Origin of the sequence: Campylobacter lari, from assembly GCF_004357905.1 — a bacterium.
Classification (GTDB): domain Bacteria; phylum Campylobacterota; class Campylobacteria; order Campylobacterales; family Campylobacteraceae; genus Campylobacter_D; species Campylobacter_D lari_D.
Genome location: NZ_SMTT01000004.1, coordinates 1 through 24,412, shown reverse-complemented (window position 1 = coordinate 24,412; position 24,412 = coordinate 1). Strand labels below are relative to the sequence as shown.

The window sequence follows — 24,412 nt, the reverse complement described above, 5'->3', positions numbered from 1 at the left end:
GTATAAATCAAATCTTTTACTCACATCAAAAGCAACCTTTTGTTGAAACTGAACTAACAGTGTATGGCTATTGGATTTAGATTTAACATAATTAAAAAAACCTAAAACACATAGCAAAACTACAACAAAAATACAAACTAAGAAAGCTATTTTGTTGGAAAAATTACCTAGTAGGTATTTCTTAATAGAAGAGAGCATTTTTTCTCCTTGACAAAGTCAATATTTGACTTTATGATTATGATGGTTTGTATAATTTTATTAAAAAAATATTTAAAAAATTATAAAAAAATTAATTTTTATTAAAAAATATTATATTTTTAGGATATTTTTAAATAAAAAATTCTAATTTTTTAGAAAGTAGAATTTTATTATCGGTATATTTTGCCCATTGTATATTTAGAGTAAAAATACAAGCTTTTGCAAGTTTTGCAAAGGGAAATTTTTCATAATATATTTTTTCTTGTTCTGCGGTAGCTTTTCTAAAAATAGCTTTAATTTGCACTCCTTTAATAAGATTGATAATATTTGTATCTAGTGCTATATTAACTCCTACTTTTGGATTTTTATAAGAAAGCTGAATGTGTTTAGTATGTTCTTCGCTAGCAAAAATCAATGCAAGATTTTTATCATCAAAAGCATAATAGCAACTTGCGCAATATATTTCATCATTATCTTGCACGCTCAAGGTTAAGAGTTTTTGAGAATGAATGAATTTTTTAATTCTCTCATCCATTATTTTTAGCTTCTAAATTTAAGATCTTTTGGTAACTCAAATGAGTTAAAAAAATTACATAAAATACTTGTAAAAATAGTCCAAGTAAAGGAATGCTTGATAAAATAAAAAATATTAAAGTACTTATTTTAAAGTTCAAAGGTGAAGAGTTCTTATAAAAATTATTAAAAGAATTTTTATCCAAGACATTGCTTAATACATCTAAGAGTAAAAGTTTATGAAATAAATAATAAAAAACTCCATAATAAATCACAATACTTATAAAAGGTATGATTAGTAAAAAAGTAGCGATTATAAATAATACGCAAAAAGTCAATATAAATTTAAATGTTTTGAGTAAAACTTCTAAAGAATTTACTTCTTTTTGTATGAAATAGTTGTAGTATTTTTGATTTATTTTTTTTACTATATAAGGCGTTAAAAAAGAAATAATTAGCATGGATAAAAATACTGAGGCAAAAACTACTATGAAAAATCCACCTATGGCACTCAAAAATGTAAGTGAAAATTGTACTATGGAAAAGCTAAAAAACCAAGCCATGAAAGTTCCGCTAATGACATCTTCAATATAAGAAAAAAAGATATCATAGGTGTAGAATACAAGCAAGGCTAAAATAATTAAACTAACAAAAAAAGGCAAAAAAGAAAATTTTAAAAAAGGTTTACTAAAAAAATTTTGCAAGCTTAGATATAAAATATTCATTTTAATTCATCGTAATAATTTTGAAGTTTTTTGTAAATTTCTTTATAATCTAAGGTTTCTTTTAAAATTTGATTTAAAACTTCATTATCTTCTACACCATTCCATGTTTTTTTATATGTGCCTTCTTTATAGCCATTTTCTTGTCTGAATTGATTTAAAATATTTTTTCCAATATATGTTTTGTAAAGTTTAAAGAAATTTAAGCCACATTTTCTAGCTAGAATAAAATAGACACTTAAAAGCTCACCTAAATCATAATCAAATCCACTGCATTTATGGATAATAAGCTCAATATCATTTAAAATTCCATAAATATCTGCTTCATTTGGATTAGAAGTTTCTTTGCAAAAATCATCAAAAAAACTTACAGAAGAAACTTCTTCTGCTATGAAATTTTTATCATTAATTTGTTTTTCTTTGTATTCTTCTAAAATTAAACTCAAGATAAAATGCCATATATCTACTATTTCAATACATACATTATCCCAGTTTGCAGGAGTGTGTATACTTTTCCAATGCTTCCAAGCAAAAGAGTCAATAAGTTCAGCACACTCCATATAAATGCATCTTCTAAAGCTAATTAATTTACCTTCTTTGGTATAGCCATTTTCCCATCCTATACCATTAGTATCATCATTTAATTTTTGCTGGAGTTCTAGCATGCTTTTTAAAATATCTTTTACTTGCATTTATTTTCCTTCTTAAGCGTAAAATCCAAATTCTTTATTATTTTCTTCTTCTTTTTTCTTTTCTTGATTGTTATATTGCTTCCAAATTTCTTCTAATAATTTAGCACTATCTTGGAAAATCTGTTTTTTAATATCTTCAAGATCAGTTTTTGTCATTTCTTTATTTAAACTTTTATCCATAATATTAAATAACTCATGCAAGGTTGCTTTTTTATGCTCTTCATTTTTTGGTATAGGCAGAGCATCGCCAATTTTCATCGCAGTGGTGATAAGCTCTTTTGGCTTTAAGGTTCCTACTCTTGAGTTTTTCATAAATTCATCAATTTGAGGCTGTACTTTGGCTACTGCTTCTTTAATTTCTTCAATTTCTTCTTGCGAAAGTTTTGTGCCACTATATGAAAACGAAAAACCAAATTGATTTCTTAAACTCAAAGATGCTGAATTTCCATCTTTATCTAATTTTGCTTCTTTTTTATCGTACATAGAAAAAGAAAGATGATTGCCATTTTTTGTTTTTATATCCATAGAAAAATTTTGAGAGTTGTAGCTAGAAATTTGCATAATGTTCCTTTCAAATCAAGATAAAGTTATATCGTCAAAATAACTAAATCTTAAATAAATTTGCAAAGTTTTTAAGCTTTGCAAATTTCAAATACTAGGGAGATAAATATTTTATCATTAAGTCTTTAAACACTCGTTAAATCCCAAAATAATTTTAGTATTTTTTCATTATTTGAGTGTATTAAAATTTGTTTTTTGTTATGTATATTTTTACATGCTTTTAAAGCCTGTTTTAAATTTTCTTTTAAAGAAAAAATCAATCCAAAAGCAATAGCTTCTTTATCTAAACCACCTAAAATATAAATCAAAGGCATACGCATTGACTTAGAAACATCAAGCTTTGCTTGTTCATTAATGGTAGTTTTAAAATCAAATTTGCTAGGATGTTTGAACTTATAAGCTAAAGCAAGATCTAAAAACTCATCTAAATGGCTTAATTTTTTTCCGCTAATAAAAGGATATATAAAATAAAATAAATCTAAGATATTATTGCTAATTTTGCTTTCATCATCATAATTTTCTTGTATAAAATTATAATATGTTTTAAATTGCTCTTGATAGTTTTGTACTAAAGTCATAGCCATTTTAGTTTTTGCAAAATTATTTAAAAAAACTTTAGGATTAGTTTCAAAACTAAAGTCTAAAAAATTAATCTTTGTGTCATTTTGATAAAAAATTCCACTAATATCGCTTTCTAAATCTAACAAAATATTATCTGAATTAAGCTCATTGTTAGAGCTATTATGAATTATTTTATCATCTAATATAATAGAAAAATCATTATAAGCAAATTCATTGCTCATAGGTTTTTCATAAAAACCAAAATCATCCCAAAAATTCTCTTCACTACAGGCAATACAGCCATGTCCTGCAGCTACTGGCCAAGAGGTTTTGGAGTTAAATTTAACCTTAGGGCAATTATTATAAGCATAAGGTCCTTTACAACCTACTTTAAAAAGACAATAACCTTGTTTTATATTTTCATCATCAAAACTTTGAGCAAAATTGCCTGCTTCAAATTTAGCTTTTCTTTCACATAAATCATGCAAACATTTACCATAAAAAGCCAAAGGTCTATTTTGTTCATCTAAAGCCATGTCTTGCTCAAATAATATATAAAAGCAAAGCGCTGCGATGATATTTACATCACTTGGAGGACAACCTGGTATATTGATTACTTTTTTTTCCAAGACTTTAGAAATTCCTATGCTTTTGGTAGGGTTTGGATGTGCAGCTTGAATTCCTCCATAGCTTGAGCAAGTTCCCATAGCAAAGATTGTTTTAGCATTTTTGGCACATTTTTGTAAAATTTCATATCCGTTTTCACCATGTGCCCCTATGGTTAGATAAAAAGGATTTATAGCACAAACCCCGCCTTCAACGGCCAAAAGAAAATCTTTTTTTTCTAAAACTTCCTCTAAATGCGATTCTGCTTGGTGTCCGCTTGCACTCATAAAGGTTTCATGATATTCTAAAGAAATGAAATCAAAAATCAGATCTAAAAAGTCAGGCAATGAAGTTCTAAGCAAACTCTCACTACACCCTGTGCATTCACTTAAATGAAGCCATATGAGACTAGGTGGGGTGTGAAGTTGAAAATATCTATGTGCTAAAGGGCCAAAATCATTTGGCAAACCTAAAATTTTAATGATGGAATTTACGGCTTCTAATGAGATATTTTTCTCTTCTTTGTGCGAGTTTTCTAATAGAGCAATTTTATGCTCTAATATGCTTTTTAATTCTTCATTGCTTAAAGACATTTTTTAACCTTTGGCTATTTGTATCATATTTAAAAAATCATTTGCATTTAATGCGGCTGAACCTATTAATACTCCATCACAATTTTTTAAAGCACAAATTTCTTTAACATTGCTTTGATTAACACTTCCACCATATAAAAGCTTAGCGTTAGTAAATTCTCTTAAAAAATTAAGTATGGTATTAATATCATCAAGATTAGCACTAACTCCTGTGCCTATAGAATAAATAGGCTCATATGCTATGATAAGTTTTTTATAAGATAAGTCAATATTTTCTATTTGTTTTTTTAAAAAATCCAAGCTTTCGTTAGCATTCTTAGTTTCTAAACTTTCGCCTATACAATAAATAATATTAAAATCAAGATTTTTTGCAAAATCAAACTTTACTTTTAAAAAGCTTTCATTTTCATTTAAAGCTCTTCTTTCAGAATGGCCTATTAAAACACTTTTGATATTAAATTCTTCCAAGTGAATTTTACCTATTTCTCCGGTATATGCTCCATTTTCACAAGGGTAGAAATTTTGCGCGCCTTGTTGAAAGGAAAAATTGTCTTTTAAAAAAGCTATACTAGGAGGGAAGATGAAAACTTCATCTTCTTTGTTTAAATTTTGATTTAATTCTTGAGCATAAAGTTCAAAGCTTGATCTTGTATGATTGCACTTTAAATTTGCTGCAAAAATCATTCATTGTCCTTTATCGTTAAAGGTTTTACCCCAGGAAGTTCTTTTCCTTCTATAAGTTCTAATGATGCTCCACCACCGGTTGAAATGAAAGTCATCTCATCAGCATCACCTGCTCTTGCTACAACATCAGCAGTATCGCCACCACCTATTACAGTTGTTGCATGAGATTCGCTAATATAATGGCTCATTTTAATACTACCTTTTGAGAATTTATCAATTTCAAAAACCCCCATAGGTCCATTCCACCATATAGTTTGAGCATCAGAAAGTGCTTCTTTAAACAACCTTACACTAGCAGGACCTATATCAAGCCCCATCCAACCTGCAGGAATTTCTTGCACAGGAGTGTATTTCATTACTGCTTCTTGAGAGCAAGTTTGCGCTGCTGTAACATCCACAGGAAGATAAATTTTTACACCTAGATTTTTACCTTTGAGTAAGATTTTATTTGCTTCTTCAATTAAATCTTCTTCTAAAAGAGAATTTCCTATATCATAACCTTGAGCTTTTAAGAAAGTAAAGGCCATACCCCCGCCTATGATTAATTTATCTACTTTTGGAAGTAAGTTAGTCAAAGCTTGTAATTTCCCACTTACTTTAGAACCACCTACTACGGCTACAAAAGGACGTGCAGGGTGTTTGATAAGATTGCTTGCAAACTCAATTTCTTTTTGGAGTAAAAATCCCGCACCCTTGTTTGTATTATCAAAGTATTTTGTAATAGCTTCAACGCTAGCATGGGCTCTATGACAAACCCCAAAAGCATCATTAATATAAACATCAGCCATAGAAGCAAGTTCTTTGGCTAAATTTTCATCATTTTTGGTTTCACCCTTTTCAAAGCGTAAATTTTCTAAAAGCAAAATTTCACTTGGCTTTAATTCGCTAGCTTTTTTCTTTGCATCTTCGCCTATAACATCTTTAGCCATGATGACTTCTTTAGTCATTAAGCGTGCAAGTCTTTTTGCAACTGGTTCTAAAGAGTATTTTGAAGCTATCTCTTTTGGGCGCCCTAAATGTGAAGCTAAAATAACTGCACAGCCATTATCTAAACAATACCTTATAGTAGGGATGGCCGAGCGAATACGACGATCGTCGGTGATATTTAAAAACTCATCTTGAGGAACATTAAAATCACATCTTATAAATACTTTTTTCTTTGCAAGATCAATATCTTTAATCGATAAAATACTACTCATCTTAAGCCTTTGCTATAAATACTGCCATATCTACTAAACGAGAAGAATAACCCCATTCATTATCATACCAAGCAACCACTTTAACAAAATCATCACAAATAACTTGAGTTAAATCACTTGCTACAATTGCACCATAAGAGCAAGTTATAAAATCACTTGAAACTCTTTCTTCATCATCAACTAATAATATGCCTTTTAAATTACTAGCAGCTGCTTTTCTAAAGGCTTCATTAATTTCTTCTTTACTTACTTTTTTCTTTAAAGTTGCAGTTAAATCTACAGTTGATACATCAGCTACAGGCACACGCATGCTTTGACCATGTAATTTTCCATCAAGTTCAGGCATAACAAGCTTCATAGCTTTTGCTGCACCGGTAGAAGTAGGGATGATATTTTGTGCAGCAGCGCGTGATCTTCTTTTATCTCTTGCTTTTGCATCGATAATACTTTGACCATTGGTGTAAGCATGTATAGTAGTCATTAAACCTTTTTCTATGCCAAAATTATCTTGTAAAACTCTACAAATTGGTCCTAGACAGTTAGTGGTACAACTTGCATTTGAGATGATATTTTCGCCTTTGTATTCATGTGCATTTACTCCTAAAACATAGGTTGGAGTTTTATCTTTTGCAGGTGCACTCATGATGACTTTTTGCACTCCATGATCTAAAAATCCTTGACATTTTTCCATAGTTAAGTGTGCACCGGTACATTCTAAAACAATTTGTGCGCCATATTTTGCAAAGTCTAAATCTGCCACATTTCTACTTTTTAAAACTTTTATTTTTTTATTATCAATTATTAAATCATCATTTTCATTTTCAACACTACCATCATATGTCCCATGAACGGTGTCGTATTTAAAAAGATATTTTGTGAGTTCAATATCAGTAGTATCATTAATCGCTACAAGTTCTATATCATCGCGTTTCATGATAATTCTTGCAACACATCTTCCAATGCGTCCAAAGCCATTTATTGCAACTTTTACAGCCATTTTCATTTCCTTTTTATGATTAAGTAGATAAAATTCTACTAAAAAAAGGTTAAATTTTAATGAAAATCGCACTTTTTGGCGGTAGTTTTGATCCGCCTCATTTAGGTCATAATGCTATAGTCTTAAATGCATTAGAAAATTTAGAGCTTGATAAGCTCATTATTATGCCTACTTTTATTAGTCTTTTTAAACAAGAATTTACTGCAGATGAACAAAGACGCTTAAAATGGTGCAAGGAAATTTGGGGAAGCTTAATAAAAGTTGAAATTTGTGATTTTGAAATAAAAAAGCAAAGACCTGTGCCTAGTATAGAAAGTGTTGAATTTTTATATAAGCAATATGAAAGTTCAAAATTTTATCTTATTTTAGGAGCTGATCATTTGCAAAGTCTTGAAAAATGGCATGAATTTGAAAGATTGCAAAATTTGGTAGAATTTGTTATAGCTAAAAGAGATGATATTTTTATACCAAAACATTTTAAAACTTTAGATACTAAAGTAAATATCTCTTCATCTTTTATAAGACAAACTTTACAAACAACGCAAGTTTGTGAGCAAATCAAAGAAGAAGTTAAGCTTTATTATTCTAAATTTAAAAATATTTAACAAAAGGAAAACAATGCAAGAAAGAATTAATAATATAGTGCAGATTTTAGATGATAAAAAAGCAGATTTAATAGAAAGCTTTGATATGCAAGATAAGGATTATTTTGTTAAATTTGTAGTGATTGCTACTACTATGGGGGAAAGACACGCGCTTTCTTTGATTGATGATTTAAAAACTAATCTTAAAAGCAAAGGTGAGGAGTTTTTAAATATAGAAAGTAGTGAAGAATGGACTGTGCTTGATTTAGGAGATATTTTGATTCACTTAATGAGTGAAACTTATAGAACAAAATATAATATAGAAGAATTTTTGAAAAGTTTAAATAAAGAAAATCAAAACTAGGATTAATATTTGGATAATCTAATCACTGAATTATCAGATTTAGCTAAAGAATATTTTGAAAATTCAGAATTTGAAAAATGCGATGAAGTCTTAAGCGAGCGTATTGTTTTTGGAAGCTTATCATAATAGAGCATTTTGTAGATTTAATTGTTTGAAATTTCAAGAAGTACTTTTGGCTTTCAATAAAACCATGTACTAGATAATACATATTATTTAGTATATTTTAACAGAGCTAGGTTTATATACTTTTAGATAAGCAAACAAAAGCCTTAAAAAAATTGTAAACTTATATTGATCTAGCTCTTGTTTAAGAAGCGACTTTGAGAATTTGGAAGATTATCAAAAGGCTATAGAATTTTTTAATAAAATGATTGAGTAAACAAGTTTTAGAATATACCAAAGAATTATCAAAGCTTGATGGAGAAAATGAGTTTGCATTAAAAAATCAAAATATTTTAATGCAAAAATTAAAACAGTAAAATAAAAAGTGGTGGCAAATTTGGAATTAAATTAGAGTTTGTTGATGTATTCTTCAATCTCTTTTTTGATTTTGTCTTTTTTGTCTTTTAAAGCTTGTTTTTTATTTTTATACTCTGTTTTACTCATATAATCTTTTTGTTTTTTTAATTCTTTTAACTCTTGTTCGATTTTTTCTATCTCTTGCTCTTTAAGTTTTTTGCCCTCTAATTTTTTATCATAAAAAAGAGGATCTTTTGCGCAATCTGCCTGGACTTCTTTTAAGGCTAATTCTAAACTTAAAGCTTTTTCTTGATGATTGTAATTTTAGCATAAGCTATTTCTTTTTGAATTTGCTTTATTTTAACCTCACATTGCGTGGAAAATGCAAATGAGCAAAGTGTAAGTAAAAATAACAATTGCTTCATAATTTAAACCTTTCTTTTTTGAAATTTTAGTTTATTATATTAAATAATTTATTTGCTGTTTTTAATAAAAACATGAGTTTTAAAAAAAAGTTATTTGACCTTTTATAAAAACAAAGATGAATTATTATCAAGCTTATAGTTTGATTTTCTCATATTTTAAACTTATATGATTTTTGTACTAAAATAATCCTAAGTAGATGATGTGATAGGACTTGATAACTAGAATTAATAAATTTTTAAACATGAATATTATTTATTTTTTTAAGTAATATTGATGTAAATCCTTCAAAATCAGGTAAATTTAAATCCTTAATTTCTCTTTGCTGTTTTCCCCACATACTTTCAGGAAAAAACCCATCTTCTTTAAAACGTGCCATAACATGAAAATGCACTCTTGGTACATAGTTTGCAAAGGAAGCTATGTTGATTTTTTCTGGGTTGTAGTATTCTCTAAGGCTTAACTCACAAGCTAAAACATACTGAAAAAGCATATTTTGCAAAAAGGTTGGACAATCACTTAATTCTTTGTAGTTTTCTTTAGTAAAAATTTTCACCCAAGGAATTTGAGAATCTTCTTTTTCTATAAATAAAAAATCATTTTCATAAATCATTTAAATCCTTAAAAAGACTAGGGTTATTCCTAGTCTTTTGATTATTTTTTTACTCCTATCATTTTTGTAGGATCTACAAATTTAGCAAAGTCTTCTTCGCTTACTAAGCCAAGTTCCATAGCACTTTCTTTTAAAGAAATACCTTTTTTATGAGCATTTTTTGCTACTTTAGCTGCATTTTCATAGCCAATATGCGGATTTAGTGCAGTTACTAGCATTAAAGAATTATGTAAATTATGATCTATTTTTTCTTTATTTGGCTCTATACCAACAGCACAATGGATATTAAATGAATGCATAGCATCAGCTAATAAATCAAGGCTTTGCAAGAAGTTATAAATAATCACAGGTTTGAAAACATTAAGCTCGAAATTTCCTTGGCTTGCTGCAAAGCCAATAGTTGCATCATTTCCCATAACTTGCACTGCAACCATAGTTAAAGCTTCGCATTGGGTAGGATTAACCTTGCCTGGCATGATAGAACTTCCTGGCTCATTTTCAGGTATGTTTAATTCCCCAAGACCACATCTAGGACCACTTGCTAGCCATCTAATATCATTTGCTATTTTCATTAAATTTGCAGCTAAGCCTTTCATGGCTCCATGAGTAAAATTAATTGCATCATGGCTTGTTAGGGCATGGAATTTATTTGGACTTGAAATAAATTTAGTGCCTATTAGCTTGCTTAATTCTTCGCTTACTTTTTCACTAAGTTCTGGATGAGCATTTAATCCTGTGCCAACAGCCGTTCCACCTATTGCAAGTTCTCTTAATGTAGGTAAAGAAGCGATGATTTGCTCTTTTGAGTGAAGTAACATAGAAAGATATCCGCTAAATTCTTGAGCTAGGGTAAGTGGTGTAGCATCTTGAAGGTGAGTTCTTCCTATTTTAATAATTCCTTCAAATTCTTTTACTTTTTTTTCAAAAGTTGCAATAAGCTCATCTAAAGCAGGGATAAGTTTTTTCTCTACTTGCTCTACCGAAACTATACTCATAGCAGTTGGAAAAGTATCATTTGAACTTTGACTCATATTTACATGATCATTTGGATGAACAAGCTTTTCTTTTCTAAAATCTCCACCCATAATTTCAGTTGCACGGTTTGCTATAACTTCATTCATATTCATATTGCTTTGAGTGCCTGAACCTGTTTGCCATATTGCTAATGGGAAATTATCGTCAAATTTTCCTGCTACAATTTCATCGCAAGCTTGCACGATAGCATTTTTTTTAACATCATCTAATTTGCCAAGTTTATTATTTACTAAAGCCAAAGATTTTTTAAGATTTGCAAAAGCATAAATTAAAACTTTTGGCATTTTTTCACAACCAATTTTAAAATTTTCAAAACTTCTTTCAGTTTGTGCTCCCCAATATTTATCATTAGGAACTTTAATCTCTCCCATAGTATCGTGTTCGATTCTGTATTCCATGGCCTTTCCTTGTAATAAAATAAGTTGTGATATTTAAACTAAATAAACCCTAAAGTTTGCTTATAATTTAAGAAGTATTTATAAAATTTTTTAAAAAAGTGTAGTTTTTTTCAAAACTACACAAATATTATTCTACTGTAACACTTTTTGCTAGATTTCTTGGCATATCCACATCATTGCCAAGTCTTATAGAAACTTCTAAAGCTAGAAGTTGTAAGATTACCATCATTTCGAAAAATTCGCACATATAGTGCTCTTGTTTTGAAGTTTTTATAAAATCATCACTTAAATCAAAATCAAGTGGAGAGATAGCAAGTAAAGTAGAATCCCTTGCAGCTAATTCTTCTACATTTGATTTTGTTTTTTCATAAAGACAATTTTGCGGCATTAATGCAACGGTAAAAAGCTCACTATCTGCTAGAGCAATAGGTCCATGTTTCATCTCTCCTGCCGGATAGCCTTCAGCATGTAAGTATGAAATTTCTTTAAGTTTTAAAGCTCCTTCTAGTGCTAATGGATAAAATACATCTCTTCCTATAAAGAAAAAGCCATGGCCATGTAGGTATCTTTTTGAAATTCTATGTACTTTTTCATGTAAGTTTTGTTCAACTTTAACTATACTTGGCAAGCTTCTTAGAGCTTTGATTTCTTTACTCATATCTAAATTTGCTTTTTGTGCAAGATAGATTGCAAGCATCCATAAAGTTGCTACTTGAGTGGCAAATGCTTTAGTTGAAGCTACACCTTTTTCAATGCCCGCTCTAGTAAGTAAAGATATATCAGCCAAACGCACGATGTTAGAATTATCCACATTACATATTGCTAAAGTTTTAACTCCTTGTGTTTTTGCTATTTTTAAAGCTTCTAATGTATCAGCTGTTTCACCGCTTTGAGAGATTACTATAAAAAGAGTATTTTTACCTATAATAGCTTCTCTGTATCTAAATTCACTTGCTACTTCAACTTTAGTTTTAATTTTTGCAAGTCTTTCAAGTAAATAAGCCCCACTTAATGCTGCATGATAGCTTGTACCACAAGCACAAAGTGTGATTTCATCTATGTTTTGTAAAAGAGTTTCATCTATATCTTCAAAAACAATCTGCTCACCTTGTAATCGTCCCATTAAAACTTCGCCTAAAACTCTACTTTGCTCATAAATTTCTTTTTCCATGAAAAATCTATAACCATCTTTTTGAGCATAACTTTTATCTTGACTTAAAGCCACAAAAGTAGGTTGTATATAAGCTTGATCATGACAAATTTTGCATTCATTTAAATTAACATATCCATAATCTCCATCTTCAAGATAAGCTACTTTATCCACTAAAGAAACTAAAGGTGCATCACTTGATGCAAAATAATATTCATTTTCATCGCCATTTTTTCCGATGATGAGTGGTACAGCATTTTTAGCAAAATAAATTGTATTAGGATCTTTTTTACTCACAAGTAAGATTGCAAAAGCACCTTTTAGTTCAGCTATAGTCTTTTTAAAAGCTTCAAATGGCTCTAAATTACTCGCATGATATTCAAATAAATGTACAATAACTTCAGTGTCAGTTTGACTTAGAAAATTAATACCTTCTTGTGTGAGTTTTGTTTTTAATTCTTGGTAATTTTCTATGATTCCATTATGTATTACACAAGAGTATTGTCCTAAATGTGGATGCGCATTTATTTCGGTTGGTTTTCCATGAGTTGCCCAACGCGTATGGCCTATAGCAAGCCCAAATCCATCACTATTAAAATTAGCAGTCTTATTAGCTAAATTTTCTAATTTTCCAACCGCTTTAAAAAAGTCTAATTCTCCATCTTTCATTACTGCTATACCGGCGCTATCATAACCTCTATATTCAAGCTCTTTTAAACCTTCTAATATGATTTTTTTCTTTTCTTTAGTTCCTATATAACCTACTATTCCACACATCTTTTACTCGCTTATTAGTGATTTAAGAATTTGATCTTTATGATCTTGCAAGCTTTCATTTTTATGCAAAATCAAAACATTTCGCGTTCTTTCTTTTATAGTTTGAATTTTTGCTGCACTTAAGATAATATCATATCTTACAAGCACATCCATTACATAAGCCATTAAACCTTTTTGATCTTTTGTGTTTAAGGTTATTTTGGCATAGCTTTTGGAATAATTCATGTCTAATTTTAATTCATCTTTTTTAATGTTTGGTTTTTTTGCTTTTTTTTGTACTTTTAAATGTAATTTAGAATTAAGTAAATTTTCTAAACTTTGTTTTTGATTATCACTTACTATATCTGAATATTCAAATTTCAGATAAACTTTTTCATCAAATAATTCAAAAAAACTCATAAAGACTAAATTTAAAGAACTTAAAGTGTTGAGTATATTTTCAAGATTATTTTTTCTATTCATTATAAGCTCTAGAGTAAAATTATCTTGATTGTCAAGCCAAAAAGTAAAATTTTCTTTTTGCGCAATCTGTGTTATTTTAATAATTTTTTCAAAGCTATTTTTTATAAAAAAGAGATTAGATTTAATATGAGTGATATTGTTTTGAGTTTGCTCATCAAGATCTAAAAAAGCCTTGCTTCTTTTTAGGGTTTGTTCTTTTTTTACCCTTCTTTGACTCTCATCAATTAAATTTTCATCCTCAAAACCTTCTAGTGCATTTTGAAACAATCTTTCTAAACTTTTATAATAAAAATGATTTTCTATACCCAAAGCTTTAGCATTGCAAAAAGATAAAAGATGTAAGGTTTTTAGGGTATGAGTATCATTTAATTTGGAAATAAAATTTAATACAATAGTAGAATTATAAATATCTTCTTTTTCTATAATATCTTTAAAAGCATTGAAATTTTTAAATAATCTTAAGCCAAAATCTAAAAGTTCATTATCAACTTGGAATTTTCCAACATAAGCTCTGTAAATATTAGCTAAAGAAATTTCATTTTCTTCATGAATAGCACTTAAAAGTATGGTAAGCTTTATTATTAGAAGTGTTTTTTTATCAAATTTGCAATCTTTTTCTTCAAAGTATTTTAAGCAAAGTAATGCTCTATCTAATGCGCTATAAACACCTTCTTCTTCGAGTAAAAATTTACTTTGAATTAATGGTTTGCAAAAATCTTTTAAAATGTTTGCATTGTTTAGTAGTTTTAAAATACTAAAAGAATGTTTTTTTTCTAATATACCTTTAAATAACTCCAAATTTTCATCATTATTTTTTGCTCTTTTTAATGCAAAAATTAGTTTAATATCAAAAATAAAATCCTCATCTTCTAGTTTTAAAAGTCGATTGAGTATTGAATTTAAATTTTCATTTTCATCTGAATGAGTAAAAAAGTTATCTTGTATTTCATAAAGTTTATTTTCTTTATAATGTTTTTCCTGGATGCACCTTGCTAAAAAATGTGTATAAATTCCACAAATTTGCATACTTTGCATTGCTTTTTGAATGAGTATGGATTTAAGATCTAAATTTTTCTTTTCTTTTTTATGCATTAAGTTAGCAAGTTCTTGTGAATTTTGTATTAAAAATAAATTTGTGTTTTTACCTTCTAAAAGATTCATTGCACATTTAAGTGAAAATAAAAAATCACTCGCAAGCTTAAATTCGCTAAATTCTTTTTCATTGATAAAATTAAGCATGTAATTTTTGGGAGAATCTTTAAATAAAATATTTAAATTTTCTATATTAAGTTGCTCATCTAAACCGCCAAAATTTTTATTAATATCAAATTCTTGCTTGATTAAAGGTTGATAATAAGGGTTAAATTCATGCAAGATTTTTAGAGCAAATTCTTCTTTTAACTCATCTTGAGCTTGGGAAATTTTTTCTTTGATTTGTTTAAATAAAATCTTAGAACCACTAATATAGCGATATTGTAAAATATTTTGTTTAAGCTCATTTTTAGCTATATTATAAAGTCCATTTATTTCACAAATTTGATAGTTAATGCTTAAACCAATATCGTTTAAAAAAGTAATAAATGCTTTCATTAAAGGCTTAATATTATAAGCTTTTATATCTTTATAAATAAGCAATAAATCAATATTTTCTTTTATGCTTAAATTCATTTTAGCATATTGTTTAATGGCGATAATACAAAAAGGAATTTTGTCATTATGTGGAAAAAAATCATCAAAAAAATCATTTAAAACAAGCTCATAAATATCTTCTATAAAACGATCAATCTCTTTAGAATGGTAAAAGCTAAAAGAACCTTGCTTTAAAAAAAGTCTAGAACAATATGCTTCATAGTCTTTTAAAGAATTTTTTAATTTTTGAATTTTTTGCATATCCATTTTTGAAAATTATTCCTTGCTTTAAATTTTTATTAAAATCATACCAAAAAATACTTTGTATTAAATTTTAAGTAAGTTAAAATTATAATTGTAGTTTAAAATTAAAAATATGGTAAGAATATGCAAACAATTATAGAAAAATTAGAAAATCAAGAAAGATTAAACGAAGAAGAGGCTAATAAACTTTGGGATTTAGAGCTTTTTACTTTAGCTAAATATGCGCAAAAAATTCGTACTAATTTGCATGGCAAAAAGGTTTATTTTAATATCAATCGACATATTAATCCTACAAATATATGTGCAGATACTTGTAAATTTTGTGCTTTTTCAGCACATAGGAAAAATCCTAATCCTTACACTATGACACATGAAGAGATAATGAAAATAGTTGATGAGACAGTTTTAAGAGATACGAAAGAAATTCATATTGTTTCAGCGCACAATAAAAATACATCATGGCAGTGGTATTTAGAAATTTTTAAAATGATTAAAGAAAAATATCCATTTTTACACATTAAAGCTCTAACTGCTGCTGAGGTTGATTTTTTAAGTAGAGCTTTTGATATGAGTTATGAAGAAGTGATAGAAAAAATGCTTGAGTATGGTGTTGATTCTATGCCAGGTGGTGGAGCTGAAATTTTTGATGAAGAAGTTAGAAAAAGAATTTGTCATGGTAAGGTAAGTAGTGAAAATTGGCTAAAAATTCACAAACTTTGGCATGAAAAAGGCAAACAAAGTAATGCTACTATGTTATTTGGGCATATAGAAAGTAGAGAAAATAGAATTAATCACATGATAAGATTAAGAAATCTCCAAGATCAAACAAGTGGGTTTAATGCTTTTATTCCTTTAGTTTGGCAACAAGATAATAGTTTTATTACAGGTAAAAAGCCACTTGGCTCGGTGGAAATTTTAAAAACTTTAGCTATAGCAAGAATAGTGCTTGATAATATTAAAAATATCAAAGCTTATTGGGCAACTATGGGTATAAATTTAGCTATGGTGGCTCAAGATTTTGGCGCAAATGATTTAGATGGTACCATAGAAAAAGAAAGCATACAAAGTGCAGGTGGAGCAAAAAGTTCAAATGGCTTAAGTTTAAAAACCTTCATAGAGATGATTCAAAGTTCAGGTTATATAGCAATAGAGCGAGATAGTTTATATAATGAACTAAAAATTTATTAAGGATTAAAATGGATTTTTTTAAACTTAAAGAGCATAATAGCGATGTAAAAACTGAAATTTATGCAGGTATTGCTACCTTTTTAGCAATGATTTATATTATACCAGTTAATGCTAATATAATGAGTAATTCAGGTATGCCACTAGAAGCTTTAATCGTAGCAACCGCTTTGGTAACTATTATAGCTACTACTTTAAGTGCTTTTTTCTCTAATACTCCTGTGGCTATGAGTGTAGGCATGGGATTAAATGCGTATTTTACTTTTAGCGTGTGTAATACTTATCAAATTCCTTGGCAAAGTGCTTTGGGGGCTGTTTTTTTATCAGGTATTGTTTTTACTTTATTATCTTTTACTAATTTTAGAATTTGGGTTATAAAAAGCATACCAAATGATCTAAGAAAAGCTATATCAGCGGGTATTGGAACTTTTATAGCTTTTATGGGACTTGTGCAAATGGGAATTATCACCAAAAGCGAAGCAACTTTAGTAGGCTTGGGAGATTTTTCAAGCACTAAAGTACTTTTTGGATTATTTGGTTTGTTTTTAGTTTTTGTTTTTTGGGCTTGGAGGATTAAAGCTGCTTTTATCTTAGCTGTTTTTGTAAGTGCTTTGTGTGCTTGGATTTTTGGTATTGATGGAGCTAGGTTTCCAGAACAACTTTTATCGATGCCAGTTATAAACGGAGATAATGGTTTAAGTGCAATATTTGGTAAGCTTGATATTAAAGGAGCTTTAGAGCTTAGTATGATTCCTATAGTGCTTACTTTTTTTATTACTCAGCTTTTTGATAGCGTAGGGACAATCACGGGCGTAGGCTCAAGAGGAAAAATATTTGATGATCCAAAACAAGGTGATAAAAAACTAGGAAAAACTTTAGGGGTAGATGCTGTTAGTTCAGCTATGGGAGCAGTTGTTGGTACCTCTACTGTAACGGCATTTGTGGAGAGTTCAGCAGGAGTTGAAGCAGGCGGTAGAACAGGTCTTACAGCTTTAGTTACTGCTATATGTTTTGTTTTCACTTTATTTTTACTACCGGTATTTAAAGCTATTCCCGCAAATTCTATTTATCCTGTATTGGTTCTTGTTGGAGTTTTAATGTTTATGGAAGTTGCAAATATTAATTTTAAAGATAAAGCAATAGCTGTGAGTGCGTTTTTTATTATTATTATGATGCCGCTGACTTATTCTATTACAACAGGCTTTGCTTTTGGTTTTATTGCGTATTTATTTATGCGTATTATGCAAAAAGAATTTGATAAAATTAATCTTGGAATTATCATTTTAAGTGCAATTTCATTATTGGTATTTTTATTACAATTTTTATAGGAAGTGATTATGTATTATTATGCTTATGAAGAATTTCAAAAAGAAATTATCCCTTTTACGCGCAAAATAAAAGAGGAATTTAATCCCGATGTTTTACTTGCTATAGCAAGAGGTGGTATGACTTTAGGCCATTTTTTAGCAGAAGGTATGGGTAATAGAAATTTATTTTCTTTAAATTCTATCCATTATGAAGATACTCAAAAATTAGATACGATTAAAATTTTTAATATTCCTGATCTTAGTTCATATAAAAAAGTTCTTTTGGTAGATGATATCATAGATAGTGGTGAAACTATGATAGAAATTAAGAGAGTCTTAAGTCAAAAGTTTCCTCATTTAGAGCTTAAAGTAGCAAGTGTTTTTTACAAAACTTCAGCATTATTAATCCCTGAATTTTATATTAAAGAAGCTAAAGAATGGATTGATTTTTTCTGGAGTATTAAAATTTAGTTTATTATTAGCTATAAATAATACAATATAATTAAATACTAAACTAAAAGGAAGGACAAACATGAGTTTAACAAGAAGAAAATTCTTAAAAGGTCTTGCTGCAACTTCAGCAGTTGCTTCCGTTAATCCTTTAATGGCAGCACAAACAAAATTTTACGATACTAAAAAAATTCCTCATGCAACTCACTTTGGTGCTTTTTGGGCTGAAGTAAATTCAGAAGGAAAAATAGTAAAAGTTACTCCACAAAAATCTGATAAACATCCTTCAGTAATAACTGATGCTATTATCGATAGAACTTATTCAGACACTAGGGTAAAGTATCCTTGTGTTAGAAAAAGCTTTTTAGAAGGTAAAAAAAGACCTAAATTAAGAGGTAAAGAACCTTTTGTAAGAGTAAGTTGGGAGAAAGCTTTAGAGCTTGTATTGGAAAAATTAAAAGAAACCCCTATTGAAAATTTATTTAATGCAAGTTATGGTGCATGGGGACATGTAGGTTTATTGCACAATTGTAACTCAGTAGCAGGAAGATTTTTTAACACCGCTTTAGGTGGCCATATTGGCACTGATGGTGAGTATAGTAATGGTGCTGCTGGTAAAGTAAATGCTAGCATAGTAGGAGATTTGGAAGTTTATTCTTTACAAACTTCTCATGAAGTTATTTTGGAAAACACTCAGGTTTATGTTTTATGGGGAGCTGATCTTTATAAATGTAATCAAATTGATTTTAAAGTTGCAAATCGTGGTAATGATGATTATTATAAAAAATACAGCAAATCAAAAATTAAATTTATAACTATCGATCCTCAATATACTCAAACAGCAGAAATTTTAAATGCCCAGTGGATTAAGATTCGTCCAAATACTGATGTTGCTTTAATGCTTGGTATGATGAATTATTTATATAAAAGTGGAAAATATGATAAAAAATTCATTGAAAAATACACTGATGGTTTTGACAAATTCTTACCTTATTTGCTTGGAAAAACTGATGGTATTGATAAAACTCCAGCTTGGGCTGCAAATATTACCGGCGTTGAAGAAAAAGTTATTACTGCATTAGCAGATACTTTTGTAAAAAATAGAACCTTTTTAGCAGGTAACTGGGCTATGCAAAGAGCACACCATGGCGAGCAAGCTGATTGGACTTTAATGGTTTTAGCTTCAATGATAGGTCAAGTAGGCTTGCCTGGTGGTGGATTTGGTTTTTCTATGCATTATTCAGGTGGTGGTCAAGCATTTTCAGGTGTAAGATTACCAGTAGGTTTACCACAAGGTAAAAATAATCTTGATACTAATATTCCTGCAAGTAGAGTTTCAGAAGCTATTTTAAATCCAGGTAAAACAGTTAAATTTAAAGGTAAAGAAATCACTTATCCTAAAATTAAACTCATGTATGTAGTGGGCGCTTCTGTATTGGGCCATCATCCAAATACAAATGAACTTATCAAAGCTTTAAGAACACTTGATACATTAATTGTACATGAGCCTTGGTGGACTCCTATGGCAAAAATGGCAGATATTGTATTACCTTCAACTACAACTTTAGAAAGAGATGATATTAGCTTTGGTGGCTCTTATTCTCAAGATTATGTTTATGCTATGAAAAAAGTAATTGAGCCTTATTTTGAAAGTAGAAATGACTATGATATTTTCGAAGAATTAGCAAAAAGAATTGGCGAGAGAGAGCATAAAAAATTTACAGGTAATAAAACAAAACAACAATGGCTTGAAGGTTTTTATGGAAGAAGTGATTGTCCTTATTATATGGAATTTGCTGACTTTTGGAAACAAGGTTTTATCCATTTTGAACCACCAAAAGAAGCTTATAATTTTGTAAGACACTCTGAATTTAGAGCCGATCCTGTGGCAAATAAACTTGCAACAGAAAGTGGAAAAATCCAAATTTATTCTCCAAAATTTGAAAAATACAATTTAGATGATTTTAAAGCACATCCAACATGGTTTGAGCCTGCAGAGTGGCTGGGTAATGAAAAATTAGTTAAAAAATATCCTTTCCATTTAGTAAGTCCACATCCAAGATATAGAGTGCATTCTCAACTTGATAATACTTGGGTAAGAGATTTGTATAAAATTCAAGGTAGAGAGCCTGTGATGATTAATACAAATGATGCTAAAAAACTTGGCATTACCCACGGAGAAGTTGTAGAAGTATATAATGATCGTGGATCACTTTTAGCAGGTGCTTTTGTAACAGATAATATCATGGAAGGGGTTATTAGTATCCAAGAGGGTGCTTGGTATGACCCTGAAGATGTAAGCGATAGCAAGCCAAGATGTAATGCAGGCCATGTAAATGTTTTAACAAGCTCAAGACCAACTTCAACTATGGCTCAAGCAACTAGTGTAAATACTTGCTTAGTGGGTATTAAAAAGCTAAAAGAAGTTATAAAACCTTATAATTCAACTACACCACCAGAAATCATAGGAGCTTAAAATGAAGAAAATTATATTGACATTAACTTTTTTAGCTAGTGCTTTGTTTGCTAAAGATATGTTTATTTTTAATGAAAAAGTAGATCTTTTAGATAGTGCTAGTAAAAAAGTAGTAGGACAAATTTATGAAGGCTCTAAAGTGGAGCTTATAAAAGAAGAAGGTGAATACTCTTTAATTAAAGTCAAAGGTGAGGTTGTGGAGTCAAATCCAAAAAGCCTTGCTTATACCAAAGATGGAATTTATCTTTTACTTACTTTAAATGGTAAAAATGCAAGTAATGAAATGGAATTTTTAGTTAAAAGTAAAGATTTGACCGATCAAGAAATTCTTGCTTGGGATGAGATAGAATTAACTTATTATGATACTTGCACAAGTTGTCACGCAGCACATAAACCAAAAGAACATTTAATGGAAGAATGGGATGCATATTTATCTGCTATGCAAGGTTTTGCTAAAATCACTGATGCGGAAAAAGATAGAATTTTAAGATTTTTACAATCTCACGCAAGTAATGGGCCTGTAAAACTTGACTAATCAAAAATGAAAAGGTATTTATTAGCCGTTTTATTTTTTGATTTTTGTGCTTTATTATATGGTGTAAGCACTTTATCTATCAGCTATAGTGAAGCACAAATTTATTTTTACGATCATAGCTTAATTGCTATGATTGCTAGATTTGGTACTACTCTTCTTGGACAAAATGATTTTGGATTAAGACTCCCGTTTGTTTTGTTGCATTCTTTAAGTTGTATTTTGTTGTATATTTTGGCTTTAAGATACACCAAAACTTCTTTTGATGCTTTTATTTCTGTTGTGCTTTTTATATTACTTCCTAGTAGTGTAGCCAGTGCTTTGCTTATCAATGAATCTAGCGTAGTAATATTTTTTACGCTTTTGATTTTGGTGCTGTTTGAATATAAAAAATTCTTTTTATTTTATATCTTGTTTTTTTTAGTTCTTTTTGTAGATGGAAATTTTGTAATTTTATATTTATCTTTTTTCTTTTTTGCTATATATAAAAAAGATAAATTACTTATTGCATGCTCTTTGATTTTATTTGCTATTGCAATGAGTATTTATGGTTTTGATGCAAGTGGAAAACCTAAAGGATATTTTTTAGATACTTTAGGTATTTTTGCAGCTTGCTTTTCACCTTTAATTTTTCTTTATTTTTTTTATGTTATTTATAGAATTCTTTTACAAGATGATAAACCTCTTTTATGGTTTATTAGTGCAACTACTTTTGTTTTTTGTTTGATTTTTTCTATAAGACAAAGACTTTTTTTAGAAGACTTTTTACCTTTTTGTGTAGTTTGTACTCCATTATTAGTTCGTTATTTAATGTCTTCTTATCGCTCAAGAATGCCACAATTACGCCTAAAACATAAAATTTTTATAGAATGCTCTTTAGTTTTTTTACTATTTTTTTATCTTGGTATTATTTTTAATCAAAGTTTTTATTATTTATTAAAAGATCCAAAAAAACATTTTGCTTATGATTATCATATTGCTAAAGAATTGTCTTTAAAATTAAAACAAAGAAATTTTACACATATTTTCACTAAAGATAAAGAGTTAGCTTTAAGACTTAAATTTTATGGTATTTCCAAAGGTAAATTAGAACTTCATTCTAGTAAAAAAGCTAGTAAGATATATGTTAGTTTAGGTAAGCATAAAATTTATTATTATATAAAATGAAACAAGCTTTTACTTTAATAGAACTAGTTTTTGTTTGTATTATATTGTCTTTATTGTTTTCTATGGGGTATTTTTATTACAAACCTGACTATTTGCGTTTAGGGGCTGAACAAATTTTAAATGATATTAAATACACAAGACATTTAGCATTAATACAAAATGATTTTAGAGTAAAAGAATTTAACATTGCTAAACGAGAGTGGTTTAAAGCCAAATGGCAATTATATTTCATACGCTCAAAGTCAGCTACAAATAATGAACAAACTTATACTATTTTTTTAGATAAAAATGGTGATGGTAATGCAAATATAGGTAAAAACATGATTAATAAAGACAGAGAAATAGCTGTTGATTTAATTAATCCAAACTTATTGATGAACTCAGGACAAAGCGGAGTAATAAATCAAAATGATTCTAAGGCGAATTTAAAATATAATATAGAAAAAACATATGGTATTTCAAAAGTTTTGTTTGAAGGTGCTTGCAAGGGAAGTACGCGTTTAATTTTTGATGATTATGGTCGCTTATATACACCTTTGAAAAATGCTATGCGTCCTTATGATAAACTTGCTTCTTTTAATAATGATTGCATTATAAGATTATCTAATAAACAAGATCAGCATATATGTATAGTTATAAATCCTATTAGCGGTTATGCTTATATACCTCATTTTTCTTCACTAAACCAGCAGAGTATTATTTTAAATAATAAACAAATATTTTGTCATAATATATAATTTTTATTAAAATTTATTATTTTTTTGATAAAATATATTTACTAAAATACTTCAATTTAAATACAAAAAAGGAGATATATGAATGTAAATACACAAATGAGTGTGAAAAATAAATTGTCCATTGTTGTTGGTGTTATTGTCTTTTTAGCTTTATCAATAATCACTATAATGGCATTTGTTTCTAGTAGAAATAATTTAATTTCAAACAGTAAACAAGCGAATGAAGATTATTTATTGATCACAGAAACTCAAGTGGAAGGATATGTTGATGGTTATATAGATATTTTACTTGCCATAAAAAAATACATTGATTCTTTGGGAAAAAATCAAGTTTTAAATTTTGATTCTATGGAGCAAATACTAGGAGATGATTTAAAAATTTTTAAAGATGGATCAAATACTTTAGCTGTCTATGTTGGTTTTCCCGATGGAACTATGCTTGTAAGCGATACTGTTTCTGATAAAAAAGGAGTTAATTTTAGAAAAAGAGGTGGTGGAGTTTCTTCTTATGATGATCCAAGTTACGATGCTACTTCTAGAGACTGGTATAAAGGGGCTATTGCAAATGATGGAGTGTTTATAAGCGATGTTTATGAAGATTCTGTTACAAAATTACCTAGTTTTACTTATTCTACCCCGATCAAGAAAAATGGTAAGTTGATAGGTGTTTTAGGTGTTGATTTACTGCTAACATCTTTGCAAAAGACCTTTGAAAAACTTCCAGGAAATGTTTTTGTTTTTGATACAACAAGCTCTATTCCTTTTGCATCAAATAATAAATCACTAATCTTAACTCAACATCCAAGTATAGAAGAGATAAAAAAATATCATCAGCAATTTGGAGATTATAAAACATTTGAATATATAAGCGTTGATACACAAGAAGAAAGATTTGGAATTTGCGCTAATATAGATAATTCAAAAGCTAAAGTAAGCTATATTGCTTGTGCAACTCAAAAGCAAGATGAGTTGGAAATGTTGGTTTTAAAAGACGCATATAAGCAAATTATTTTTTCTATTATTATATTGTTTATTTCATGTTTTGCTATTTACTTTTTTTCTTCAAAATTGCTA

General features: G+C 28.8%; 22 protein-coding genes and 1 pseudogene. 10 read left to right on the top strand and 13 right to left on the bottom strand.

The window, feature by feature from the left end:
• Positions 1-328 precede the first annotated feature (328 nt).
• The 8 genes from E2O22_RS04165 to gap all read right to left on the bottom strand — a co-directional run bounded on the left by E2O22_RS04165 (position 329) and on the right by gap (position 7,326).
• Entirely contained in the window at positions 329-733 is a 405-nt protein-coding gene (locus E2O22_RS04165) for a hypothetical protein (protein ID WP_133319363.1), read from the bottom strand.
• Positions 726-1,436, bottom strand: a complete 711-nt coding sequence (locus tag E2O22_RS04160; protein ID WP_133319362.1) for an EI24 domain-containing protein — start codon at positions 1,434-1,436, stop codon at positions 726-728. The genes E2O22_RS04165 and E2O22_RS04160 overlap by 8 nt, the downstream gene beginning before the upstream one ends.
• On the bottom strand, positions 1,433-2,125 hold the full coding sequence (gene dut, locus E2O22_RS04155; protein WP_133319361.1) for a dUTPase: 693 nt from the start codon (positions 2,123-2,125) through the stop codon (positions 1,433-1,435). Before dut ends, E2O22_RS04160 begins: the two co-directional genes overlap by 4 nt.
• Positions 2,126-2,137: 12 nt before the next feature.
• On the bottom strand, positions 2,138-2,686 hold the full coding sequence (locus tag E2O22_RS04150) for an ATP-binding protein (RefSeq protein WP_133319360.1): 549 nt from the start codon (positions 2,684-2,686) through the stop codon (positions 2,138-2,140).
• 125 nt (positions 2,687-2,811) lie between these two features.
• On the bottom strand, positions 2,812-4,446 hold the full coding sequence (locus E2O22_RS04145; RefSeq protein WP_133319359.1) for a hydrogenase small subunit: 1,635 nt from the start codon (positions 4,444-4,446) through the stop codon (positions 2,812-2,814).
• A 3-nt stretch (positions 4,447-4,449) separates the two neighbouring features.
• Complete coding sequence (locus E2O22_RS04140; protein WP_133319358.1) at positions 4,450-5,130, bottom strand: triose-phosphate isomerase; 681 nt, start codon at positions 5,128-5,130, stop codon at positions 4,450-4,452.
• The gene (locus E2O22_RS04135) at positions 5,127-6,329 is read right to left on the bottom strand and encodes a phosphoglycerate kinase (RefSeq protein ID WP_133319357.1); all 1,203 of its coding nucleotides are present in this window, start codon (positions 6,327-6,329) and stop codon (positions 5,127-5,129) included. The genes E2O22_RS04140 and E2O22_RS04135 overlap by 4 nt, the downstream gene beginning before the upstream one ends.
• Before the next feature lies 1 nt (position 6,330).
• Positions 6,331-7,326, bottom strand: a complete 996-nt coding sequence (gene gap, locus E2O22_RS04130) for a type I glyceraldehyde-3-phosphate dehydrogenase (protein ID WP_133319356.1) — start codon at positions 7,324-7,326, stop codon at positions 6,331-6,333.
• Between the two features lie 59 nt (positions 7,327-7,385).
• On the opposite strand from gap, the gene nadD reads away from it, so the two are divergent.
• Both nadD and rsfS read left to right on the top strand, forming a co-directional pair.
• A complete protein-coding gene (nadD, locus tag E2O22_RS04125) occupies positions 7,386-7,931 on the top strand; it encodes a nicotinate (nicotinamide) nucleotide adenylyltransferase (protein ID WP_133319355.1) in 546 nt (181 codons plus the stop codon).
• Between the two features lie 13 nt (positions 7,932-7,944).
• On the top strand, positions 7,945-8,274 hold the full coding sequence (gene rsfS, locus E2O22_RS04120; RefSeq protein WP_133319354.1) for a ribosome silencing factor: 330 nt from the start codon (positions 7,945-7,947) through the stop codon (positions 8,272-8,274).
• A 510-nt stretch (positions 8,275-8,784) separates the two neighbouring features.
• On the opposite strand, the pseudogene E2O22_RS04115 reads toward rsfS, so the two are convergent.
• The 5 genes and pseudogenes from E2O22_RS04115 to E2O22_RS04095 all read right to left on the bottom strand — a co-directional run bounded on the left by E2O22_RS04115 (position 8,785) and on the right by E2O22_RS04095 (position 15,487).
• Positions 8,785-9,158, bottom strand: a pseudogene (locus tag E2O22_RS04115) (DUF1090 family protein).
• A gap of 236 nt (positions 9,159-9,394) precedes the next feature.
• Complete coding sequence (locus E2O22_RS04110) at positions 9,395-9,769, bottom strand: HIT domain-containing protein (RefSeq protein WP_133319353.1); 375 nt, start codon at positions 9,767-9,769, stop codon at positions 9,395-9,397.
• 41 nt (positions 9,770-9,810) lie between these two features.
• Positions 9,811-11,202 (bottom strand): class II fumarate hydratase, encoded by a 1,392-nt coding sequence (fumC, locus tag E2O22_RS04105; RefSeq protein WP_133319352.1) that lies wholly within the window; start codon positions 11,200-11,202, stop codon positions 9,811-9,813.
• A 127-nt stretch (positions 11,203-11,329) separates the two neighbouring features.
• Positions 11,330-13,129, bottom strand: coding sequence for a glutamine--fructose-6-phosphate transaminase (isomerizing) (gene glmS / locus E2O22_RS04100; RefSeq protein WP_133319351.1), 1,800 nt, complete (start codon positions 13,127-13,129; stop codon positions 11,330-11,332).
• Positions 13,130-13,132: 3 nt separating this feature from the next.
• The gene (locus E2O22_RS04095; protein WP_133319350.1) at positions 13,133-15,487 is read right to left on the bottom strand and encodes a nucleotidyltransferase; all 2,355 of its coding nucleotides are present in this window, start codon (positions 15,485-15,487) and stop codon (positions 13,133-13,135) included.
• A 120-nt stretch (positions 15,488-15,607) separates the two neighbouring features.
• On the opposite strand from E2O22_RS04095, the gene mqnE reads away from it, so the two are divergent.
• From mqnE to E2O22_RS04055, 8 genes are all read left to right on the top strand, one after another.
• Positions 15,608-16,672 (top strand): aminofutalosine synthase MqnE, encoded by a 1,065-nt coding sequence (mqnE, locus tag E2O22_RS04090; protein WP_133319349.1) that lies wholly within the window; start codon positions 15,608-15,610, stop codon positions 16,670-16,672.
• A gap of 8 nt (positions 16,673-16,680) precedes the next feature.
• Positions 16,681-17,997, top strand: coding sequence for an NCS2 family permease (locus E2O22_RS04085; RefSeq protein WP_133319348.1), 1,317 nt, complete (start codon positions 16,681-16,683; stop codon positions 17,995-17,997).
• Between the two features lie 9 nt (positions 17,998-18,006).
• The gene (locus E2O22_RS04080) at positions 18,007-18,447 is read left to right on the top strand and encodes a phosphoribosyltransferase (RefSeq protein WP_133319347.1); all 441 of its coding nucleotides are present in this window, start codon (positions 18,007-18,009) and stop codon (positions 18,445-18,447) included.
• 61 nt (positions 18,448-18,508) lie between these two features.
• Positions 18,509-20,902 carry a molybdopterin guanine dinucleotide-containing S/N-oxide reductase gene (locus E2O22_RS04075; protein WP_133319346.1) on the top strand — a complete coding sequence of 798 codons (2,394 nt, stop codon included), beginning with the start codon at positions 18,509-18,511 and terminating at the stop codon, positions 20,900-20,902.
• A 1-nt stretch (position 20,903) separates the two neighbouring features.
• Positions 20,904-21,437: an SH3 domain-containing protein gene (locus tag E2O22_RS04070; protein ID WP_133319345.1), complete on the top strand. Its 534-nt coding sequence runs from the start codon at positions 20,904-20,906 to the stop codon at positions 21,435-21,437.
• A 6-nt stretch (positions 21,438-21,443) separates the two neighbouring features.
• Positions 21,444-22,601 (top strand): glycosyltransferase family protein, encoded by a 1,158-nt coding sequence (locus tag E2O22_RS04065; RefSeq protein WP_133319344.1) that lies wholly within the window; start codon positions 21,444-21,446, stop codon positions 22,599-22,601.
• The gene (locus E2O22_RS04060; protein ID WP_133319343.1) at positions 22,598-23,338 is read left to right on the top strand and encodes a pilus assembly FimT family protein; all 741 of its coding nucleotides are present in this window, start codon (positions 22,598-22,600) and stop codon (positions 23,336-23,338) included. Before E2O22_RS04065 ends, E2O22_RS04060 begins: the two co-directional genes overlap by 4 nt.
• 78 nt (positions 23,339-23,416) lie before the next feature.
• Positions 23,417-24,412: cache domain-containing protein (locus E2O22_RS04055; RefSeq protein ID WP_207921001.1), on the top strand; the 996-nt coding region annotated here is incomplete at its 3' end.

Coding starts and splice junctions, on each gene's coding strand:
- E2O22_RS04075 (WP_133319346.1), top strand. CDS start 18,509: ATGAGTTTAACAAGAAGAAAATTCTTAAAAGGTCTTGCTGCAACTTCA.
- gap (WP_133319356.1), bottom strand. CDS start 7,326: ATGGCTGTAAAAGTTGCAATAAATGGCTTTGGACGCATTGGAAGATGT.
- E2O22_RS04080 (WP_133319347.1), top strand. CDS start 18,007: ATGTATTATTATGCTTATGAAGAATTTCAAAAAGAAATTATCCCTTTT.
- E2O22_RS04145 (WP_133319359.1), bottom strand. CDS start 4,446: ATGTCTTTAAGCAATGAAGAATTAAAAAGCATATTAGAGCATAAAATT.
- E2O22_RS04150 (WP_133319360.1), bottom strand. CDS start 2,686: ATGCAAATTTCTAGCTACAACTCTCAAAATTTTTCTATGGATATAAAA.
- nadD (WP_133319355.1), top strand. CDS start 7,386: ATGAAAATCGCACTTTTTGGCGGTAGTTTTGATCCGCCTCATTTAGGT.
- E2O22_RS04140 (WP_133319358.1), bottom strand. CDS start 5,130: ATGATTTTTGCAGCAAATTTAAAGTGCAATCATACAAGATCAAGCTTT.
- E2O22_RS04070 (WP_133319345.1), top strand. CDS start 20,904: ATGAAGAAAATTATATTGACATTAACTTTTTTAGCTAGTGCTTTGTTT.
- E2O22_RS04135 (WP_133319357.1), bottom strand. CDS start 6,329: ATGAGTAGTATTTTATCGATTAAAGATATTGATCTTGCAAAGAAAAAA.
- E2O22_RS04160 (WP_133319362.1), bottom strand. CDS start 1,436: ATGAATATTTTATATCTAAGCTTGCAAAATTTTTTTAGTAAACCTTTT.
- E2O22_RS04110 (WP_133319353.1), bottom strand. CDS start 9,769: ATGATTTATGAAAATGATTTTTTATTTATAGAAAAAGAAGATTCTCAA.
- mqnE (WP_133319349.1), top strand. CDS start 15,608: ATGCAAACAATTATAGAAAAATTAGAAAATCAAGAAAGATTAAACGAA.
- glmS (WP_133319351.1), bottom strand. CDS start 13,129: ATGTGTGGAATAGTAGGTTATATAGGAACTAAAGAAAAGAAAAAAATC.
- E2O22_RS04060 (WP_133319343.1), top strand. CDS start 22,598: ATGAAACAAGCTTTTACTTTAATAGAACTAGTTTTTGTTTGTATTATA.
- dut (WP_133319361.1), bottom strand. CDS start 2,125: ATGCAAGTAAAAGATATTTTAAAAAGCATGCTAGAACTCCAGCAAAAA.
- E2O22_RS04165 (WP_133319363.1), bottom strand. CDS start 733: ATGGATGAGAGAATTAAAAAATTCATTCATTCTCAAAAACTCTTAACC.
- E2O22_RS04085 (WP_133319348.1), top strand. CDS start 16,681: ATGGATTTTTTTAAACTTAAAGAGCATAATAGCGATGTAAAAACTGAA.
- E2O22_RS04065 (WP_133319344.1), top strand. CDS start 21,444: ATGAAAAGGTATTTATTAGCCGTTTTATTTTTTGATTTTTGTGCTTTA.
- E2O22_RS04095 (WP_133319350.1), bottom strand. CDS start 15,487: ATGGATATGCAAAAAATTCAAAAATTAAAAAATTCTTTAAAAGACTAT.
- fumC (WP_133319352.1), bottom strand. CDS start 11,202: ATGGAATACAGAATCGAACACGATACTATGGGAGAGATTAAAGTTCCT.
- rsfS (WP_133319354.1), top strand. CDS start 7,945: ATGCAAGAAAGAATTAATAATATAGTGCAGATTTTAGATGATAAAAAA.